14 protein-coding genes are annotated in these 22142 nt (G+C 42.1%); 1 reads left to right on the top strand and 13 read right to left on the bottom strand.

Annotated features, from left to right (window positions below):
• The 11 genes from BN2628_RS15845 to BN2628_RS15795 form a co-directional block, all read right to left on the bottom strand.
• On the bottom strand, positions 1 to 566 hold a 566-nt coding region (locus tag BN2628_RS15845), incomplete at its 3' end, for a glycosyl hydrolase 2 galactose-binding domain-containing protein (protein ID WP_257606518.1).
• Between the two features lie 75 nt (positions 567 to 641).
• On the bottom strand, positions 642 to 3407 hold the full coding sequence (locus tag BN2628_RS15840) for a beta-L-arabinofuranosidase domain-containing protein (protein ID WP_055099899.1): 2766 nt from the start codon (positions 3405 to 3407) through the stop codon (positions 642 to 644).
• 333 nt (positions 3408 to 3740) lie between these two features.
• A complete protein-coding gene (rodA, locus tag BN2628_RS15835; RefSeq protein WP_055099896.1) occupies positions 3741 to 5192 on the bottom strand; it encodes a rod shape-determining protein RodA in 1452 nt (483 codons plus the stop codon).
• Complete coding sequence (gene mrdA, locus BN2628_RS15830) at positions 5173 to 7035, bottom strand: penicillin-binding protein 2 (protein WP_055100637.1); 1863 nt, start codon at positions 7033 to 7035, stop codon at positions 5173 to 5175. The genes rodA and mrdA overlap by 20 nt, the downstream gene beginning before the upstream one ends.
• Entirely contained in the window at positions 7032 to 7541 is a 510-nt protein-coding gene (mreD, locus tag BN2628_RS15825; RefSeq protein ID WP_055099892.1) for a rod shape-determining protein MreD, read from the bottom strand. Before mreD ends, mrdA begins: the two co-directional genes overlap by 4 nt.
• Positions 7534 to 8382, bottom strand: a complete 849-nt coding sequence (gene mreC, locus BN2628_RS15820) for a rod shape-determining protein MreC (protein ID WP_021930135.1) — start codon at positions 8380 to 8382, stop codon at positions 7534 to 7536. The genes mreD and mreC overlap by 8 nt, the downstream gene beginning before the upstream one ends.
• Positions 8383 to 8608: 226 nt before the next feature.
• Positions 8609 to 9628 (bottom strand): rod shape-determining protein, encoded by a 1020-nt coding sequence (locus BN2628_RS15815; protein ID WP_021930136.1) that lies wholly within the window; start codon positions 9626 to 9628, stop codon positions 8609 to 8611.
• 52 nt (positions 9629 to 9680) lie between these two features.
• Positions 9681 to 11204, bottom strand: a complete 1524-nt coding sequence (purH, locus tag BN2628_RS15810; RefSeq protein WP_021930137.1) for a bifunctional phosphoribosylaminoimidazolecarboxamide formyltransferase/IMP cyclohydrolase — start codon at positions 11202 to 11204, stop codon at positions 9681 to 9683.
• A 236-nt stretch (positions 11205 to 11440) separates the two neighbouring features.
• A complete protein-coding gene (locus BN2628_RS15805; RefSeq protein WP_055099885.1) occupies positions 11441 to 13267 on the bottom strand; it encodes a peptidase U32 family protein in 1827 nt (608 codons plus the stop codon).
• Positions 13264 to 14181, bottom strand: a complete 918-nt coding sequence (gene metA / locus BN2628_RS15800; RefSeq protein WP_055099879.1) for a homoserine O-acetyltransferase MetA — start codon at positions 14179 to 14181, stop codon at positions 13264 to 13266. The genes BN2628_RS15805 and metA overlap by 4 nt, the downstream gene beginning before the upstream one ends.
• Before the next feature lie 111 nt (positions 14182 to 14292).
• Complete coding sequence (locus BN2628_RS15795) at positions 14293 to 15600, bottom strand: acetylxylan esterase (protein ID WP_082430192.1); 1308 nt, start codon at positions 15598 to 15600, stop codon at positions 14293 to 14295.
• A 246-nt stretch (positions 15601 to 15846) separates the two neighbouring features.
• On the opposite strand from BN2628_RS15795, the gene BN2628_RS15790 reads away from it, so the two are divergent.
• Positions 15847 to 19833: a hybrid sensor histidine kinase/response regulator transcription factor gene (locus tag BN2628_RS15790; protein WP_055099874.1), complete on the top strand. Its 3987-nt coding sequence runs from the start codon at positions 15847 to 15849 to the stop codon at positions 19831 to 19833.
• A 20-nt stretch (positions 19834 to 19853) separates the two neighbouring features.
• On the opposite strand, the gene BN2628_RS15785 is transcribed toward BN2628_RS15790, so the two are convergent.
• Both BN2628_RS15785 and BN2628_RS15780 read right to left on the bottom strand, forming a co-directional pair.
• Positions 19854 to 21050: a glycoside hydrolase family 88 protein gene (locus BN2628_RS15785; protein ID WP_055099869.1), complete on the bottom strand. Its 1197-nt coding sequence runs from the start codon at positions 21048 to 21050 to the stop codon at positions 19854 to 19856.
• A 23-nt stretch (positions 21051 to 21073) separates the two neighbouring features.
• The gene (locus BN2628_RS15780; protein ID WP_055099865.1) at positions 21074 to 22048 is read right to left on the bottom strand and encodes a heparinase II/III domain-containing protein; all 975 of its coding nucleotides are present in this window, start codon (positions 22046 to 22048) and stop codon (positions 21074 to 21076) included.
• Positions 22049 to 22142 lie beyond the last annotated feature (94 nt).

The raw sequence follows: 22142 nt of genomic DNA, 5'->3' as shown, positions 1-22142 counted from the left end.
TCCTCCGAAGCATAAGGTTCAAAATCAAAATGCACAGGATTCAATGTCTGTAAAAATACCCGCCGATAAATGCCTCCCCCAAAAGAAAAATCTCCCGATACCGGAGGAACAATTTCAGCCAAAGAACTGCTATTATCCACTTTTACTGCCAAAATATTATCGAGGCCAAAACGATATTTATCCGTAATATCCACCGTAAATGCAGTATAGGCCCCCACATGAGTTTTCAATAACTCACCATTTAGATAAACTTCAGCTTTAATAGCCACACCATCAAAACGTAAAATCAACTTTTTACCCTTTTCAGCCTCTGGTATCTGTAAAGTTTTCCGATACCACGACACTGCCCGTCGATATCCCCGGCTTTCATCTATAAGGTCAGCTGCATTCCACGTATGCGGCAAGGTAATCTTATCCCACTTCTTGTCACAGTATCCATTTTCTGAATACTGAATACTGTCACCGGTAAAATATCTCCAATTATCTGTAATAGAAACCTCTAATGCCGACAGATTGAGTACACAAAAGACCATAACAATGGCTGACGCCATGATACTTTTTATCATCCCGTATATTTTTTATAATTATTTTGGTTGAATTTAAATACTGAAAAACGAATACCGGATACAGAACTTTCCCGGTTATCTGAGCAAGCATTTTTTCACGGCAATCCCCTGCTCTGTCATTATACGAACAATATAAAACTGCCCAGACACTGGTATTTGAAGTGAAGTTTGGTCATTTCCCGATATATCCTGAACCTTCTGGCCCGACAATAAAAACAATTCTATATGACGAATGCCACTCATCGAAGATACATACAGAATCCCGTTTTTGCCCACGACATTCACACTCTTATCATCCCGTACCGAATAAATACCTGTCTCATCCGTAACCTCTTCAAAAATAAACCGCTGATTATCACCCTTATTCGATTCGTAAGTATGTATTCTTTGGTCATAATTGAAAAGGTCCATCGCAAACTCCGGGTATTTATAATTCAACAACGCAAACCCCTCGTTATTTTGAATCAAAGACCAACGATAAAGATAATCCGTTGCTTTAAATTTAGTATATATAACCGACGAATCCCGAGCTACAGCTGCACCACGATACACATACACCGACATACAAGAATCTGTCTGTTGAGGATTGACAATCTTAAAAACTCCACTATCATCCAGATACTCTATTTGCCAAACCTGTACATCTTTACTATCCGCAGAAGTCAATTCTTCTGCGGAAATATACTTTTTTTCGTTATCGGTTCTTTTCAATGTCATATACAAAGGAGAATCGTCCGAAGAACCGGCCCACCGAATACGATACTTTTTACCGCTCTCTGGAGCAATCCCCATATCTGTAGAAACAGTCCAATATACAGAATAGCGCTCATTCATAATATTATACAATGGGACAAACTCGATACCATTCTGCGGAGCTGTTGCCAATGACTTGAATGTCAATGTAGAAGCGTCTGTCAATTCAAGACATTTATCAGCAGCCAGATTCGAAGTAAAAACTGGCAATGTACCCTTATAGTCATAAGTCGTCGTTTTGGTATAATCATTCTCTCCGCCCGCCAATACCGATTCAGGCATATTGGCTGTACCTAATTTACCAGCCAGAAGCACCGGACCATAAAATATAGCAAAACGCTTCGAATATCCTGGAACAGCCTCTTTCCACAATGTCAAAGGCAACACAATTTCTATCTTATCATTGACTGCCCAGTTTCTCTCAATTTTTATATAAGAACCTCTCTGGACGTTCGATGTCTCAATAGGCTGACCATTTACTGTTACAGTCATACCCTTTTCAGCCCAATCGGGATAACGAAGATAAATAGCACGCGATGTACCGTCACTTTCTTTTATCTGATAAGTAATATTTTCAGAATAAGGGAATTTCGTTTCTGTTGTCATCTTGAAAGACTTATCTTTCCAATTAAGTTCAGAAGCTACATACAGATTCACATATATGTCTTTATCGGTATGGAAATATATAAACTCTCCATATTTAGCGTGGTTCTCCATACCGGTTCCCACACAGCACCAATGAGCATCATAAGGTCGTGAAAAAGTTTTAAAATACCCCGGTTCAAGAGAAAGGAAATACGTAAAAGCTCCCAATTCATTCGTATTGATAGATGCTAATATGTGGTTATACAAAGCCCTTTCGCAATAGTCTGCATAAATTTCGTCCCCGGTATATTCAAACAAGCCCTTTGCGATTTTCAACATATTATATGTATTACATGATTCCCCCGAACGTCGTGTAATCTGTGCATTAATGCTATTTGCCGTACGGAATTGCTCCCATTCGCTATTTCCACCGGTTGCAAAAGACTGCTGTTCTGTCACATACTTGAAGAAATTTTTCGAAGCATTCAGAAAATCGGTTTCTCCGGTATATTCATATTCCTTCAATGTCCCGTAAAATTGAGGTATCTGGGCATTTGCATGAGTATTCGATATTGCAGTAGCAATACGGGTCATATTTCCATCGATACAAGGAGAGATAGTTTCCGATTCATTAAATTTCTTGGCATATGTAAGATACTTTGTATCCCCCGTCATTGCATATGCTTCTGTCAACATCTCGTTCATACCACCGTGCTCCGAATAGAGCATTTTACCGAATTGTTCATCTGTAAGATTTTCCGTCACCCAACAAGCCCAGTCACAAAAATAAAGAAACACATCCTTGGCCTTTTCATTCCCTGTATAACGGTATGCATCCCGGATTCCCGCATATATCTTATGATTTGTATACCATGATAACCCACCGCTCAGCCAATAAAACGTCTTATAATACGGGTTCGTCGCCGTCGCATTCCGGTCGTCCGACCTTGTAGTAAGATTCACAATACCGTTTCTCAACTCATCAAATGTACGTAGAAAATTAGGTTCTTTAACTTTATCTTGGTCATCCCGGTCAAAAGCGACCAATACCCCCTTATTCAAACTCTCGTCCGAATACACCGGATTATGCTGGATGTAGTCCAACTCATCGATGATATAATTTATTTTCTCTAACAACGCTACATCACCGGTCACCTTATACATCATGGATATAGCCGATAAATAATGGCCGAATGTACTGCTGCCACCGTATTCCCATCCATGATAATGATTCTTATTATTTATGGCTTCCCCCTTACTGTTTGTCGTTATTCCGGCATTCCTGCGGAAATGTGCCAGATACATATCCGGGTCAAGCGTCTCCAAATATTTCAGGTCATGATCCTGTCTCAATTTAAATTCACTATCCAACAGAGAGACCTCGTCCAGCTCAAACGCCGGATACATTTTATCTTTTACCGGATTTATTGACTGCACCTGCAAATGAGACATCATCAGCACTACCGCACAACCAAACACTTTAAAACTTCTACTTGCTTGCATAATAAATAGATTCAGATTAAATTATGATAAATGCAAAATAAATAGAATTCAAACAAGAAATCGGACATTATTTAAGCAATAAACAAAAAAATTCTGTCAAAAGCAAGATTACACACCTCTCAAAAGAAAAATAAAAACAATTTTACCCCTATAACAAATGAACCTCTTGCTTAAACCTAAATTTTACTCGGGTCAAGTTTGTGAATTTCTTTAGAGGATGTTTTCCCGTTTTTATGAGGATGATAGCAGGCTATCGACAAGTGAAAACGAAAAAAGGCCGAAAGGAAACGCAAAAATGTCCTGACAACATTTTCTTATCGGAACACCTTTATCTCAATAGCTCTCCAACCGACCGGCATCAATACGCAAAAGTATAAAAAGCAATATAGTAAAGCCCCATAAAGACGAACCTCCATAGCTGAAAAATGGCAATGGAATGCCAATAACCGGACACAACCCGATAACCATACCTATATTGATGGCCAGATGAAAAAACAATATACTCGCCACACAATAACCGTAAACCCGGCCAAAAGCCGTTCGTTGCCGCTCGGCAATATACATAATACGAAAGATAAGCGCAATAAATACAATCACGACCAATGACGTTCCCCAAAAACCTTCCTCCTCACCAATTGTACAAAAAATAAAATCGGTATCCTGCTCCGGCACATACTTCAGTTTCGTCTGGGTACCATTGAGAAATCCTTTACCCCACAAGCCTCCCGAACCTATCGCTATCTTCGACTGGTTCACATTATAACCTGCCCCGCGCAAATCCTCCTCCATGCCCAAAGCTACCTTTATCCTTATCTGTTGATGTGGTTCGAGAATCTCCGTAAACACATAATTTACCGAAAACAGAAACACCATGGAAGCTACGGCAAAACCGATAATCATCCATATTATCTTCACACGCATCTGCAAATATACAACTACAAGATAGAGACATGACACCAAAATTACCCCCACGGCAACATATACCCAGTCAAATATTACTCCCAAAAGAGACAATACATAACATATTGCCCCCGCGACAGCCACAAAAAGCGCAATATTTCGTGCCACAATCAAGTCCCGATAATTCACCAGAAGCATTCCGATAATCACCAGCATTATTAGTACCAGCACCGAAAGTTCACCCACTGACGTTATCCCCCACAAGACATCAGCATACTTCACCCCCACTACAAAATAAATAATCGCACACAAGCCGCCAAACAACACGAAGCCCGACATGCCCTCCCGATAAAGCACAAAAGCCAAAGACCCGTATACCAAAGCCGATCCGGTCTCCTTCTGCATCATAATCAGCAGCATAGGCAGCAATATCAATGAACAAGCCCGCACAAAATTAGCAGGTTTCACCAATACAAAATTATAGGAACTTATCAGTCTCGCCAATGCCAGAGCCGTTGCAAACTTGGCAAACTCCGCCGGCTGCAAATTTACCGGTCCCAGTACCAACCACGAACGCGACCCTTTTATATCCGGAGCCAGGAATATAGTCGCTACCAATAACAGCATCAGCACAATATATATAAAATAAGCCAGTGCCTCATACATCCGGGCTTCAAGCATAAGCAGTATAAAACCGATACCGAATGATAACCCTATCCACAATAACTGCTTGCCCGAACGTTCATTAAAGTCAAATATGCTTGCATTATCAAAATCATAGCTCGCCGCATAGATACTGACCCATCCGGCAAAAACCAGTATGGTATACAAGACTACTGTAATCCAGTCTATCGACTTCCATATATTAATTTCCCTTGATACCACTATATATCATTGTATTAGAATTCAACATATGCTCCTCCAGATACTGACGTTCGGGCGAAATAGCCCCCTTCAAGTACTTCTCCACCATAAGACTGCCGATAGGAACCCCGTAAGTAGCCCCGAAACCCGCATTTTCCACATAAACGGCAATAGCAATCTTCGGATTATCTTTCGGAGCAAATCCCATAAACACCGAATGGTCCTTACCATGAGGGTTCTGCGCTGTTCCGGTCTTTCCGCAAAGCTCTATTCCCGGAATAGCACCTACACGGCAAGTTCCCCCCAATACGGCCATACGCATACCCTCAACTATATAATTATATTTATCAGACGATACTTTTGTATAACGCTTGGTCCTGTAATCAGCCGACAATACCGTATCCTGAATCTCTTTCACCACATGCGGAGTATAGAAATACCCCCTATTAGCTATAGTCGCCGCTAGATTGGCAATCTGTAACGGGGTCGCCAGAACCTCTCCTTGACCGATAGCAATAGAAATAATCGTCAATGCACGCCAACGTTTCTCACCATAAATCTTGCTATAATAATTACTGTTCGGAATAAATCCCCGGCTCTCACTCGGCAAGTCCACGCCCAGTCTGTATCCGTACCCCATCGACACCATGTAATCTTTCCACGTATCAAAGGCCTCGGCCGTACTCTTATATTTACTACGGCTATCTACCATCGACTTCAATCCATAACAGAAATAAGCATTACAAGATGTACTTATAGCAGGCATCAATGATAAAGGCGAGCCATGAGCATGACAACCTACCCGTAAACGCCCCGATACAAAACCATGATAACAGGGATACATCGTATGAGGAGTTATCACTCCCTCCTGCAAAAAAGTAAGTCCCTGAGTAGGTTTAAATGTCGAACCCGGAGGATAAGCCGCCATGATAGCCCTATCATACAATGGTTTGTACGGATTCCGGTTCAATGCCGCATAATTCTTTCCCCGGCTTCGTCCTACCAAAGTAGAAGGATCATAAGATGGGCTCGATACCAATGCCAATATTTCACCGGTAGACGGTTCTATTGCAACAATAGCACCTATTTTATTAGCCATTAGCCGTTCACCATATTCCTGTAAATCTATATCTATCGACAACTTCAGATTCTTTCCCGACTGTGGAGGTATATCAAAAATCCCATCCTCATAACGCCCCTTTATGCGGCCGTGAGCATCACGCAACAATATCTCCACGCCCTTCTCTCCACGCAAAAACTTTTCGTACGACTTCTCCACACCTAAGTCCCCCGTATAGTCTCCTCGTATATAGTAACTGTCGTTCTCTATATCCCGAGGAGAGGCCTCACGAATATTTCCCAATACATTAGCTCCATATGGATAAGCATACTGTCTCAACATACGATTTTGAATAAAAAATCCGGGAAATTTATACAATTTCTCCTGTAACCGGCCGTAATCTTCGGCCGACAATTGGGAAATAAACGTCTGAGGAGTATAAGCCGAATATCCCGGATTGAGACGACGGTCTTTCATCATCTGCAAACGACGGTCAAACTGGTCACGAGTTATCCCTATCGTACGACAAAAGTCCAGTGTATCGAACGGCTGCACTTCCCGCATAATCATCATCACATCATATGCCGGTTGATTATATACCAGCAATTTACCATTACGGTCATAAATCAACCCCCGAGACGGATATTGTATTTTTTTCAAAAAAGCATTACTATCGGCAAACGTTTTATAATCATTATCCGGTACCTGCAATACAAATAGTCGCACCAGATAAATAAGACCGATAATCAATATCGTACCCCCGATTACAAATTTACGCTTCTCCAGATTATAATCCTTTATCACTTCTTTCCCGGTTTTAAACAATCCGCAGCCAATACCAGCAAAAATGTAAACACGGCACTGGAACTAAATCTTAAAATCAACGTCAATGGACTGAAGAATGTAAAAGCCTCAATGACAAATATCAACACACAAAACAATATAACCATCAAAAAACTGTAGCCGATAAAATGGCTCAATCCCAATGACGAAATAGACGGCACTATCGATACAGCCTCGTCGCTGCGTGGCAATACCAGAGCCAACACAGGTTTCCTCATGAAAGCTATTGTCGTTGCCGCTAATGCATTCATACCCGGTGTATTACTGAATATATCCACAATCAGCCCCATAAGGAAAGCTATCGACATCACCCAGTTTGCAGACATCAAAGACGGCAATCTCAAAATAAAGTAAATATACAAAAACGGTGTTGCATAACCGAATAAAGATATATCATTGAGTACAGTCACTTGCAACAATACCAGTAAAACAAACAAAAGTATGTAAGTCAACACCATCCTATTCATTGCCCATAGCCTCCCTCTCCAATGCATTTTTCTCTCGTTGCCCTTTTGACTCTATAATCCGGACATCATTCAATCGATTAAAATCGGTCGACAGCTGTACCCGCAAGGCATAAAAATTATCATTTCTCTGTTTCGAAAAGTCTGAAATCACACCCACCATGATTCCCTCCGGAAAAACAGCCGAATAGCCACTGGTTATAATCGTATCCCCCTTGGCAAACTTCACATGCCGGGGCATCTCCTCTAAAACAGCATACCGGGCATCTTTCCCATCCCAAACCAACGAACCGAAATAACTGCTGCCTTTTACTTTACAGCTCAGCCTCAACTTGGGATTCAACAAGGAAATCACCACGGCAAAGTTATCTGATACGGCATTGACAATACCCACAATACCATTTTGATCCACCACACCCATTTCCGAATGCAATCCGTCCCGGCTTCCTTTGTTCAATGTTATATAATTATGGGAATTAGAAACACTGTTATTTATTACCTGCGCTACAATAAAATTATAATTGGAAAATATCGAGTCTCTCTCATGTCTTTCCAGTAGACTGTCCCCCTCAAGCCTTCTCACTCGTTCGCGCAAGTTAGCCACTTCCACCTCCAATGCTCCATTACGTTTCTGCAAATCCCGATTGATTTCCCGCAAACCGAAATATCCCGTAATACCACCCTTTACAGCATATACCTGTCCGGCCACTTCATTGGCCGAACTGAAAAACACACTTTGCTGATAAGGATTATACTTGACCAAAAGCACAAAACTCAACACCGCATATATCATATAAAGCAGCCAAGAGCTATGTCTGATCAAAAAATAAATCAGTTTACGCATCTATCTACACCTGTATAATTAACCCAATTTTATAATATCTATCGTTACCACAACGAGTCATAAAGTGTAAAACGCCTTTTTCATATACATTTTACACCTTACAACTCGCAACATTTACTATAAATATACCCTCTTTTCTAACTCACTATCAACCGGAAATGCAAGTACACCTTCCACTTCCCTAAAAATGAGCACGATAACTTTCCGCTAATCAAGGGAAAATAAATTACCTTATCAAGAATGAGAACTTATCGATATTTTTCAAAGCGATACCCGTACCCTTGGCCACAGCATGCAACGGATCCTCTGCAATATGGAACGGAATACCGATTTTATCAGTCAATCGCTTATCCAAGCCACGCAATAGTGCGCCGCCACCTGCCAGATAAATACCATTACGCACCACATCGGCATATAACTCCGGTGGCGTTTGTTCCAGAGCACTCAACACAGCAGCCTCGATTTTAGAGATAGACTTCTCAATACAATGCGAAATCTCCTGATACGAAACCGGAACCTCCATAGGAAGAGCGGTCATCTGATTAGGCCCATGCACAATATAATCTTCAGGAGGGTCAGCCAGTTCTGTGAGAGCCGAACCTACATTTATCTTTATCAGCTCAGCTGTGCGCTCACCCACTTTAACATTATGTTGTCGGCGCATATACTCCTGAATATCAGCTGTAAGGTCATCACCTGCAATACGAATAGAATTGTTCGAGACAATCCCTCCCAAAGAGATAACTGCAATTTCAGTAGACCCGCCGCCAATATCCACAATCATATTTCCTTCCGGTGCTTCCACATCAAGACCGATACCGATAGCTGCTGCCATAGGCTCATAAATCATATACACATCGCGACCTCCTGCATGCTCCGACGAGTCACGTACAGCACGTATCTCTACCTCTGTACTTCCCGACGGTATGCCTACCACCATTCTCAGAGACGGAGCAAACCAACGGCCTTTAGAACTCACCATTTTCACCATGCCCCGTATCATTTGCTCAGCAGCATAGAAGTCGGCAATCACGCCATCCCGCAAAGGACGTATAGTACGAATATTCTCATGCGTCTTGCCATGCATTTGGCGGGCTTTCTCACCCACGGCCAGCAATTTGTCGGTACGCTTGTCAAGAGCCACTACCGAAGGCTCATCCACCACCATCTTGCCATTATGCATGATAATAGTGTTGGCAGTACCCAAATCGATAGCGATCTCCTGTGTAAAAGAAAATAGTCCCATCTTATATTCTTTTCAATATTAGTTTATGCATTGTGGGCATTCCACAATACGCTTAGTGTTTAAAATGACGTATCCCGGTCATCACCATAGCCACACCGTTCTCGTTACAATAATCGATAGACAGATTATCCTTCACCGAACCACCCGGCTGTATCACAGTATCAATACCTTCCTTGTGTGCAATCTCTACACAATCGGGGAAAGGGAAGAATGCATCCGACGCCATCACTGCCCCGTTCAAGTCAAAACCGAACGACTTAGCTTTCTCGATAGCTTGCTTCAAAGCATCTACTCGCGAAGTCTGACCCACGCCACTGGCATACAATTGCTTGTTCTTAGCCAACACGATAGCGTTAGACTTACTATGTTTTACAATTTTATTTGCAAATAACAAATCTTCTATTTCTTCAGCAGCAACAGCCTTTTCCGTCACCTGCTGCAACTCTTCCGGTTTCTCGATATGAGTATCACGCTCCTGCATCAACACTCCGTTGAGCAATGAACGGAATTGTCTTTTTGAAGCTGGCATCTCTTTCTGTACCAATATTATACGGTTTTTCTTCTGAGTCAGTACCTCAAGAGCACCCATATCATAATCGGGAGCAATAATTACTTCAAAGAAAAGCTTATTTATCTCTTCAGCTGTTTCCTTGTCCACAGCACCATTCGTTATCAATACACCGCCGAAAGCAGAAACAGGATCACCTGCCAAGGCTGCCTTCCAAGCCTCTATCAAAGTGGGACGCGATGCTATACCACATGCATTATTATGCTTCAATATGGCAAACGTCAACTCATCGAAATCTCCAATCAACGATACGGCAGCATCGATATCGAGCAAATTATTGTACGAAATCTCCTTACCTTGCAACTGGTCAAACATTTCGTCAAAACGGCCGTAAAAGACTCCCTTCTGATGAGGATTCTCCCCATAACGTAAAATCTTAGCATTATTTTTGGCCTGCCGGAAAGCACTGCCCTGACCATTATCAAAATAGTTGAAAATAGCCGTATCATAGCCCGAAGACACAGCAAAAGCCTCCTTAGCAAACCATTTACGATCTTCCAATGATGACTCGGCACCCTTCTCGCGTAATAAATCCATCAACGGACCATATTGGGCTTTAGACGCAACGATAATCACGTCTTTAAAATTTTTGGCAGCCGCACGAATCAGCGAAATACCACCTATATCTATTTTCTCTATAATAGCACTCTCGCCTGCACCCGAAGCCACAGTCTCCTCAAACGGGTACAAATCCACAATCACTAAATCTATTTCGGGAATCTCATATTGCTTTATCTGTTCCAAATCACCTTCTAACTCACGACGGCACAAAATACCACCGAAAACTTTAGGATGCAATGTCTTCACACGCCCGCCCAAAATTGACGGATAGCCCGTAAGACTTTCTACCGACTGGCAAGGAAGCCCCAACGACTCGATAAACGATTGTGTACCACCTGTAGAAACAAAGCTCACACCTTCAGCGTGCAGTTTTTTCAAAATTTCATCCAAACCATCCTTGTGATATACCGATACTAATGCGGTCTTAATTCTCTTGTTCTCAGACATATATACAAATTTAGCATTATCAAATTACAAAAGTACTAAATACTTGTGATTCACACACACAGAAACAGCAAAAGTTTTACAAAAAAATATAGCATGTCTGACAAGCATTCTGTCTTCACACACAGCCCAAAGGAAAATCCGCATTTTCTTTCTCAAGCAACAGTCGGAATATAAACCTATCTACACTATCAAAACAGGCATTCTATTATCACACAATAAAAAACAATATCCGGAGACTACTCCTTATAGATTCTCATCTCACACAGACGACAATCAAACTCCAGTCTGAACCTCGAATCCTTATAACTCAAGAACAAAGGTTCTTTCGGAACATCACCTCGCCGGACGAGCTTAGGACACCAGCCCTGCATATATTTGATACAGTGGCGGGTAAACATTAGTGGAACATTTCCCTGCGACGATACTTCAAAAGCCGGTTGTACCGACCGTACACCACATTGTGCGTAAAACTCCGACGCCTTACCATTAGCTACATTTCCCAAATAAGACAACTCCTTTACAGGAAAAACCGGTCGTTGTTTATCGACATCCTTACGAACATCACGCCTGAAAGCAATTCTACGGGCCAGCATCAATCGTTCCACCACACACCTGCGCATATCGGCCAAAACAGACGAAGGAATAAACCAATTTTCTTCAAGTCTTACCTCTATATTTCGAACCCGAAATACCGTATCTCCCAGTTTAGACAATAACCTCTGTTGATTTTCCAATTGCAGCGTTCGTGCTACCTCCTTAGTACACTCCCACGACATCGTAGCCTGTACCCCGGTCTCATCTGTCATCTCCAAAGCAAAGCCGAAGGCCGTATCATAAAGTGTTATATCCACATACAAGAATCTTTCAGCAGACTTCCGGCTCAGAGCCTTCTCAAACTCATGATTATAATTCCTATATAACCGAGTCTTTGGAGATATATCTGGCATTTGCCCCGGGAACAAACGATTCCCTTCCACCCTATTTACTCGGAAACCTTCAAAGACACCCTTTCTATTGATAAAACCGATACCGTCACCATTACTGAAAGAATGTACACCCGACACAGTAATAAAACGGTCGGCGACACTCTTGACCACCCCTACAAACTCACCCACCGATTTCGGCGTATCCGGCGAAATGATAGCTTCCGAAGTCCGTCCATCCAAAAAATAATGGGTAAAACTCCTGTTGAAACTCTTCGATACATCCGGTGTAAAAAATAACTCCGTATGACCATCCGAAGACCGGGCAAACTCCCTCCGTCGCTTAAAAATCTCATCCAACCGAAGACGATAATAAGCCGTAACATTTTTCACATACGACAACTCTTTAAGTCGCCCCTCAATCTTCAATGACGAAACTCCCGCATCCAGCAAGTCCTCCAGCCGGTCACTTTGGTTCAAGTCCTTCAAGGATAGCAAATGCTTATCCCGCACCAATACCCGGCCATCGGCATCAGTCAATGTATAAGGCAGACGGCAATATTGTGCACACTCCCCTCGGTTGGCACTCCGCCCACAAGCAGCAGCACTCATATAGCACTGTCCACTGTAACTTACACACAACGCACCATGTACAAATACCTCCAAAGGCACATCCACAGCCCGATGTATATCCCTTATCTGCTGCAAAGAAAGTTCCCGAGCCAAAACTACCTGGGAAAAACCCGCATCAGCCAGAAAACGGACTTTCTCCACCGTACGATTATCGGTCTGTGTACTCGCATGTAAAGCAATAGGTGGCAAATCCAACTGCAAAAGACCCATATCCTGCACAATCAAAGCATCCGCCCCCGCATTATACAACTCATACACAATCGTCCTTGCCTCCTCCAGCTCATCATCACGCAATATCGTATTCAATGCCACATATACACGAGTTCCGAAGCTATGAGCATAAGCTGCCAAACGCTCGATATCTTCCACACTATTCCCCGCAGAAGCCCGGGCACCAAATCTCGGAGCCCCGATATACACCGCATCCGCACCGTGGTTTATAGCCTCTATCCCGATATCCACATTTTTCGCGGGAGACAACAACTCTATCTTACGTCGTACCGTCATTTTATCTCCCTGATATCGTAAGGTGTCTGTTGATATACAAAATAGTTGAGCCAGTTCGAGAACAGCAAGTTCGCATGTCCCCTCCAACGCACAACAGGTTCCTTTTCCGGATTATTATCTCTATAATAATTTTTCGGTAAATCTATATCGAGACCTTTCGATACGTCCCGTCGGTATTCCCCGTCCAAAGTATAAGGAGAATATTCGGAATGACCTGTAATAAAAAACTCCCGGCCACCGCGAGCCATCACCATATACACCCCCGACTCTTCCGATTCGGATACTATGGACAACTCCTGAATACGGCGTATATCCTCTGCCCGTACCTCTGTATGTCGGCTGTGCGGCACATAAAACTCATCATCAAACCCTCGAAAAATAGGATTCTGCACATCATTCACCTTATGTTTGAATACTCCGAACATCTTTTTCCCCAGTTTATACTTCGGAACACCGTAAAAATGGTATAAGCCTGCCTGAGCCGCCCAGCAAATATATAAAGTAGAAGTAACATGCGTACGAGCCCAATCAAAAATTTCCGTTACCTCATCCCAATAATCCACCTCTTCGAAATCCATCAATTCTACCGGTGCACCCGTTATTATCATACCATCATAAGTCTCGTTACGAACCCTGTCAAACTCCTTATAGAACATCTGCATATGTTCCACCGGTGTATTTTTAGAAGTATGACATGCCGTTTTCAGAAAATCAATTTCTACCTGCAATGGCGTATTCGACAACAACCGTATCAAGTCCGTCTCGGTCGTTATTTTCAACGGCATCAAATTAAGAATAACAATACGCAACGGACGTATATCCTGAGAAGACGCCCGTAAGTCATCCATCACAAAAATATTTTCATTCTTCAGCAGCTCGACTGCAGGCAAATTGACCGGAATATTTAATGGCATACAAAATTGATTTTATACTTCTACGTCGGCAAAGTTATAAAAAAACGACAAAAGGCAGATATTTATCCGCCTTTTGTCTTCAAATACCGTGTTTGCAATACAACAAATTCCTCATTTCAGATTAAACTGCTTCAATATAAAATCGTTCCCGGCACGATACTGCTCAGGATAAGCCCAATGCGCCGTTTCTTGCATAAGCATCAAGTGCTTAGGAGCCGTCACTACATTATATACCGAATAGGTAGAAGTAGGAGGACACACCTGGTCATTATATCCCCAAGAAAAAAACACCGGTACTTTGAGCTGGCGGGCAAAGTTGACAACATCATAATAACTGATTGTCTCCAGCTTCTCTTTGGTATTATTCGCCCGATTCACAGTCTCCGCATTACGAAGCATATGAGGCCATCCACCTGCACGATTATGCAAATATCCCGTCATATCGCTCAATGCAGGATAAAAAGCCGACAAGCATTTGATACGAGAGTCAAGGGCAGCAACAACAACCGATAACGCTCCCCCTTGGCTGCCTCCTGTAACGGCCACCCGCTCACCGTCGAACTGAGGCAACGAGAAAATAACATCCACCCCCCTTTTACAACCAATATAAACCCGATTATAATAATAATTATCTCTCTGGTCTAAATTATAGGTATTATAACTCTGCAATATTCCTGTTCTCAAATCCCGATACAACCGGTCGGGATATGTCACCGGAATACCGTGGATACCGACTTGCAACGTAATAATACCCTTCTCTGCCATATCTATCACACCATTATACGGGCGCACCCCTGCTCCCGGAACATGCAATACTGCCGGATATTTACCTTCAGCCTTAGGTATACACAAAATCCCGTAAAATCGAGCACCGCTCTTATTTACAGCATAACTAACCTCATACACATTCACCTTCGCAGTACAACGGTCAGGCAATAATTGCATTTCCACATCCAAAGGGACCCTATCGGCAATTTCTTTCTGCCCTTCCCAATATTCGACAAAATCTTTCGGATAAGGCACAGTAGGCTGTATCTTCTCCGGCTCAAAACCGACCGTAACCCAGTTCGAATAAGTCGTTCCATCGACAACCACCGTAGCTCTGCAGGTCAAAAATCCCGGTTCTTTCACAGTCCCCATGTCTATCGTACCCGTACCATCTTTCAAAGTTACCTTCTTCGTCAATGTCGGAGCCATCATCTCCGGGCCTATAGCATAAGTCAGCATGACACTGCCCACAGGAGTAGTACTTTTCTCCACAGACACCTTCAACCGAGGTTTCTCACCCACTTTATACGTCCAGTCCTGATGGTCAGGAACCATACGTATATTTACAAAATCTTTATTCATGTTTCTTTGTGCCGATAACAACAACGTGCACAAAAAGAAACCCACAAAAAGCATAACGTTTTTTCTCATGATATATAATTAAATAGTAGAAAATTACATCTCATTTATATGATGGCCCGAAAAATACTTGTAAATAGAAAACATTATCATGGCACCAATCCCTTTTCACATCCAAAAGTAATAATAAATGTCCAATAACGACTCTTGTCAACCAAAAAAGTAAAAAAATTACTAACTTTGCATACTCTCTGTACCATTCAAACCCGTACAGGATTTTTATAAATTTGCATTTTGTCAGTTTCATACCATGAAAATATGAAAAGATTTATATTCTGCACATTATTGCTGTATTTTTATATAGGACAGACATATAGTCAACAATACTGGTTCAATCACATTACGACAAACGATGGATTGTCCCATATTTCCGCCAACGACATATATCAGGATGAAATCGGTCGTATGTGGTTTGCAACCCGTGCCGGCCTCAATTGTTATGACGGCAATAAAATAAAAACATATCGTTCCAATACTCAAAAAGATAAGCAACTGAACATCTCGCTAATCAATAACATTACTGGGGATAAAAACGGGCATCTTTATTTACGGACCCATCAATCTTTCATAAAATTCGATATGCAGACCGAGACATTCACTACAATCATAAAAAACAATGTCTCGGCTATATATCAGGGGAAAAACCAAACTTGGCTTTGCGTAGGAGATACCATATACCAATATCATCCCGGTACATCACCCACCCTTACACGCACCGCTATTCTTGACAATCCCCATAACCAAATATATTACAATATATTTGAAGACTCAGACCAAAACTGTTGGATATGTACCAACAAAGGTCTTTACCTACTTGATAGGAACAACAATATACACCATTACATCCCCGAATACTCCATCAAACACATTTTCCAAGATACACAAAATTATTTATGGGTATCAACGTTAGGTAAAGGATTGCTAAAACTCAACCGTTCAGGACAGATTTTGAAAAATTATCGCAAAGGTCAAAGTGCCCATACCCTCATCAGCGATTCTGTAAGATGCGTCTGCGAAGACAACACCGGGAAAATATGGGTTGGTTCCCAATTCGGATTATGCAGACTCGACACGGCACAGCACACCTTCGAACACTTCCATTCCAATATAGATTCCCCGTCAGCCCTTACATCCGAATCTATCACTGCTCTTTACAAAGACATTCAAGGCACGATATGGATCAGCACCTATTTCGGAGGTATCAATTATATCAATTTCCGGTCTCAGCCATTCACATACTACCCTCCCGGCAAATACGGGCTCGACTTCCCCGTCATCACCAAATTCGTGGAAGACAAGCGCGGCACTATATGGATAGGGACAGAAGGAGGTGGACTATACTCATACTCTCCCCGCACTTCCCGATTCAAAAATTACAGAAAAGGCCTGTCCAGACTCAATCTCAAAGAAATATATTACGATTCCGAAAGAGACTGCCTTTGGATTGGATTTTCAGAAAACGGACTCAACCGTTTCGATATAAAAACCGGGCAAATTACGGCATATTCTGCCAAAATGAAAAATCTTAAAATTACTTCTTGGGAAAACAAGCTCCTTATCGGAGCAAGCCAAAGGCTCGGAATATTCGACCCCGAACGTCCCTACAATTCTATCATTGCATTTCCTGACAAAAATAAATATGGATTGGAACCCAGCATACTGAGCCTGCTCAGCGACAATCAAGGAAACATTTGGTTCGGAACGTATAACGGGTTATACACCTATAACCCCCATCTCGATAAACTCTCTTTTTACAATTATAACCGGACAGATACATCAAGCTTAAGCGGAACTATTATTACATCGCTCTACCAAGACAGTAAAAACAGAATATGGGCCGTAGCTATGGACCGGGGACTCAACCTCTTCCACCCCGTCAATAAAACCTTCGCACACTACTCTCATTCAGCGGACGGGCTATTGGACAACAATATTACAGCCATAACTGAGTTACCTTCCGGACGCCTGCTTTTAGGTACAAGTGCCGGACTATCCATACTCGACCCTGAAAAAGGGCAATTTACCAACTACGATTACAAAAGAGGTTTTCCTCTGACTATGGTCAACGACGGTTCGCTCCTCGTATCACAAAATCAGGATATATACGTAGGAGGAGTCACCGGATTAGTCATATTCAAAGAAAAGGACCTGTTACAGACTCCGATAAAACCATCGAAAATCTGGTTTAATAATCTGTATGTAAATAACATTGAAGTAAATACATCTGACCCGGATAACATCCTCAATAAAAATATTTCGTTTACCAATAATATAAAACTCAAACATGACTACAATGTATTTTCGATACAAATTGCTACCGATAATTACATAAAATCAAACATCCTCAACATCCAATATCGCTTGATAGGGTACAATGACAAGTGGCTTACTCTGAACGACCATCAGATGCCCACCTATACCAGTCTCCCCCCCGGAGACTATACTCTCGAAACCCGTATCAAAGAATATCCAAGCATCTGCAAATCAATCAACATCAGCATACTGCCACCACTTTACAAAACTTGGTATGCCTACCTCTCTTATATTATCTTGATTGCCGGTTTTAGCTATTGGTTTTACAGACAAATACATACCCGGTTATATCTGAAACAATCTCTCGAATTCGAGAAAAAAGAAAAGCTTATGACCGAAAAAGCCACGCAATCAAAGCTTCGCTTTTTTACCAATATATCACACGAATTCAATACTCCTCTGACTTTAATATTAGGACAAACCGACTCTCTGTTGAAATCATACAATCTATCACCTACAGCCACACATAAAGTCCTGAACATATACAAAAATGCCGATAATCTCAAAAAGCTCGTAGAAGAACTTATCGAATTCCGAAAACAGGAGCAAGGGTACATGAAACTGAAAATATCACATACCGACATTTCTGTTTTCATCGAAGAGATATCGGCACTTTTCAAAGAATACGCTGCTAATAAAAAAATCAAATTTACCACCCAATGCCCCGACAAAGAAATAAAAATATGGATAGACACACGTCAGATGCAAAAAGTCTTCAACAATCTACTCTCCAACGCTTTTAAATTCACTCCTTCGAACGGAGAAATAAAAATAGTCGTATCCAACACCGATAGTTCTGTAGACATTGCCATTTCCGACACAGGCACTGGAATAAAGCCCAACGAACTAAACCACATTTTCGAGCCTTTCTACCAGTGTGAAGAAACAGAAACACAACACAAAGGCACCGGTATCGGACTTACATTCTCAAAAAGCATCGTCGACGCCCACGGCGGACATATATCTGTAAACAGCCAATTCGGGAACGGTACGACCTTTACTATAAAACTCAAAAAAGGAGACGCTCATTTCAAAACCTCCGTTACCCGTATACAAGAAGAAAATATACAAAATTTACAAGAGTCCATACAACCCGACAGCACCTTTTCCGAAAATATCATTGAGTTACCCACCCAAAAATTAGGGAAAATGCTCATCGTCGAAGACAATAAAGAACTCGTACAACTGCTTGTCGAAACATTCACTCCTTTCTACGACACTGACGTAGCCTGCGATGGCATAGAAGGTTTACAAAAAGTACGACGAAACAGCCCCGATATCATCATATCCGATATCATGATGCCTCGCATGTCCGGAATAGAATTATGTACAACCATCAAAAAGAACCTCGACACATGCCACATTCCAGTCGTATTGCTTACCGCAAAATCGGCTATTGAGCACAAAATAGAAGGTTTGAAGATAGGTGCCGACGATTATATTACCAAACCTTTCGATATCAATCTGCTGGTTATCCGATGCAACAACCTTATCAACAATCGTAAAATCATGCAACAAAGATACCGGGAAGACCCCGATTTCAGTATTCCCCAAATGGCAACCAACCCGTTAGACCACGAACTGCTCAATCGGGCAACCGAAATCGTCCGGAAAAATCTCTTCAACGAACAATTTAGTGTCGATACATTTGCCACCGAAATAGGTCTCGGGCGCACGACCCTCTTCACCAAACTAAAAAGTATTACAGGGCTCACTCCGAACAACTTCATCATGGACATACGACTCAAAAAAGCGGCCGAAATGCTGACTACCCGTACCGAAATGAACATAAGCGAAATCGCCTACGACTTAGGATTCTCAACCCCGAAATACTTCAAAAAATGTTTTAAAGACCGTTTCGCATACACCCCTACCGAATATAGGCAAAAAAATCAAAAAACAAGATCCACACAGCCATATAAGGATACATAATAATATCTCACATAACTGCACTATACTTTATCATACCATTTTTTATAACGTAAAAGAGCCTCTACATAATAATAATCGGCATAAGATAAAGGAACATCCACCTCCGTATCTATCGGCATATTACCGACTGAATGCTTCAGAACAAAATGAGCATTTGTTCCCGGTGCAGCCAGATACGCATCCGACGACAATGTCCGCAATTGTTTTTCTGCCATTTTCAAACAAGACTCCGAAAGTTTCTTGTCTTTCGTTACAGTACTCAGCTCTATAAAAGCAGAAGCCATAATAGCCGCTGCCGAAGCATCACGTTTGGCATTCGGAATCTCTGGTGCATCAAAGTCCCAATAAGGAATTCCATCTGCAGGCATGTTCCGATGATGTAACAAATAATTCGCAATATTTTCAGCCATAGTAAGATAACGACCAATACCTGTCTCACGATACATCATCGTATATCCATAAAGTCCCCAAGCCTGTCCCCTTGCCCACGAACTCTCATCTGCATATCCCTGGTTCGTATTCTTTTTCTCTACTTCTCCGGTAATCGTATCATACGACACTACATGGTAACTACTGTAGTCCGGACGATAATGATTTTTTATGGTTTTATCTGCATGTTTCAGGGCAATATCTCTATATTTCGTACTGTCCGAATTCTTACTTGCCCACAACAATAATTCAAGATTCATCATATTATCAATAATTACCGGATATTGCCATTTATCTTCATGAGAATCCCACGAACGTATCAGTCCGGCTCCGGCATGATAACGCGTCGAGAGAGACTCAGCTCCTTGCAACAATACCGACTTATAAAACTGATTTCCCGTTATTCGCAATCCGTTTCCAAAACTGCAATAAAGCATAAAGCCCACATCATGATTATCTGTCGTATTCTTCTCCCTCTCGACACGTTGAGTATATATTTCTGCATACTTTTTCAGTTCAGAATCGCCCGTAGCTTCATACAAATACCACAATGTTCCCGGGAAAAAACCACTCGTCCACCATCTCGAATCCGAAGTCGTCAACCGGCCCTCTTTATCCATACTTCTGGGCAATAAATCCGGCTTCCCCGACAGCTCTTCAGCCATGCCCTTCGACAGTATCACAGCCCGTTCCAAACCTCTCTCGATTACATTCTCCATAGGTTCCTGTGTCGTACACGCACTCCATACAGTCACCACACACATCATACTAAAAATCAAATTTCTCATCACATTAAAAATATCTATTATATTTACAAATAACTGGTTACTTTCCACTCCGACAGCGCAGGCACATCCTGCCCCGAAGTAGGAGAACACTCCGGTATCAGTCTTACCTGTAACGTACGTGATACATTACCTGGAATCCACGTATCAAATCCTATCAAACTGCATCCTTCATTCGAAGCATCATACTCATACTTTCCGATGGCAGGCCATACTTTCAAAACCACATCCCTCGGTTGTACGACTTCCACTAACAAACGCCTTTCACCCTGGGAAAGACAAAATGTATTCCGGTCTACAACTTCCACAGCCGCTTGGGTAGCCATTGACCAACGTACACCCGTCGACATCCGGTTCAATGTCTTTATCTCATCTTGCACCACGACAAAGCCATTATCTATAATAGCAACACCACGCCTTACCTCCTGCAACAGGCCTTCGTACACCGGGGTAAGGTCCAACACGGCATTCATAAATAGCGGATTATCCGAATAAGAAATAAAAGAAGCATCCCCGTCGACACGCTGTAACTGTCCATCAACAGCCAATGTATTATGCGAAAAGTTATTCATACGAAATACCTTCCAACGTTCCGAATCCTGTTCCGTCCCGAAAATCGAAAGACCATAAGACTCCAGCGAATTATAATCCTGCATACCCAGGTCTATTCCCCAACGTACCCCTTGAGCCTCCAAAACAAACGACCCTACGTCCATATGTCCATGACTCTCCGCCGGAGAGCCTCCCTTCACACCGACATAAATAGCATCCCGATTACTCCATGATGTACGCATCACAGCCACAGCATTTGCATTACGAGCCACCCATACATTTTTACGGGGGGCAACCACATCTATCGAACCGACTTCAGAAGCCCATAATAATAAAAAAGGAAGTAAACGGTACGAAAATGACGTAGCCCGTTCTATCTGCTGCCGCTCTATCCATAAAAGCGAAGAATCATGTTCCCGCTGGGCAAACCAAAATAATGTAGGATTCATCGACGTACCGCTGTGAGGAAACGAAAAAGTGAAAGAGAACAATGAGGGAGCTATGATCGGAAAAGAAGAGTGCCAGGAATTATCAAATCACGGT

The organism is Gabonia massiliensis, assembly GCF_001403595.1.
In the GTDB taxonomy this organism is placed as follows: Bacteria; Bacteroidota; Bacteroidia; order Bacteroidales; family Coprobacteraceae; genus Coprobacter; species Coprobacter secundus.
The sequence above is the reverse complement of the archived record's forward strand: the minus strand, read 5'-3'. Positions and strand labels throughout refer to the sequence as shown.

What these genes read in the sequence shown, in the direction of transcription:
- BN2628_RS15785 (WP_055099869.1), bottom strand. Translation starts at nt 21,050, where the DNA reads ATGAGAAATTTGATTTTTAGTATGATGTGTGTGGTGACTGTATGGAGT.
- purH (WP_021930137.1), bottom strand. Translation starts at nt 11,204, where the DNA reads ATGTCTGAGAACAAGAGAATTAAGACCGCATTAGTATCGGTATATCAC.
- BN2628_RS15815 (WP_021930136.1), bottom strand. Translation starts at nt 9,628, where the DNA reads ATGGGACTATTTTCTTTTACACAGGAGATCGCTATCGATTTGGGTACT.
- BN2628_RS15805 (WP_055099885.1), bottom strand. Translation starts at nt 13,267, where the DNA reads ATGACGGTACGACGTAAGATAGAGTTGTTGTCTCCCGCGAAAAATGTG.
- BN2628_RS15840 (WP_055099899.1), bottom strand. Translation starts at nt 3,407, where the DNA reads ATGCAAGCAAGTAGAAGTTTTAAAGTGTTTGGTTGTGCGGTAGTGCTG.
- mreD (WP_055099892.1), bottom strand. Translation starts at nt 7,541, where the DNA reads ATGAATAGGATGGTGTTGACTTACATACTTTTGTTTGTTTTACTGGTA.
- BN2628_RS15790 (WP_055099874.1), top strand. Translation starts at nt 15,847, where the DNA reads ATGAAAAGATTTATATTCTGCACATTATTGCTGTATTTTTATATAGGA.
- metA (WP_055099879.1), bottom strand. Translation starts at nt 14,181, where the DNA reads ATGCCATTAAATATTCCGGTCAATTTGCCTGCAGTCGAGCTGCTGAAG.
- BN2628_RS15780 (WP_055099865.1), bottom strand. Translation starts at nt 22,048, where the DNA reads ATGAATCCTACATTATTTTGGTTTGCCCAGCGGGAACATGATTCTTCG.
- BN2628_RS15795 (WP_082430192.1), bottom strand. Translation starts at nt 15,600, where the DNA reads ATGAGAAAAAACGTTATGCTTTTTGTGGGTTTCTTTTTGTGCACGTTG.
- mreC (WP_021930135.1), bottom strand. Translation starts at nt 8,382, where the DNA reads ATGCGTAAACTGATTTATTTTTTGATCAGACATAGCTCTTGGCTGCTT.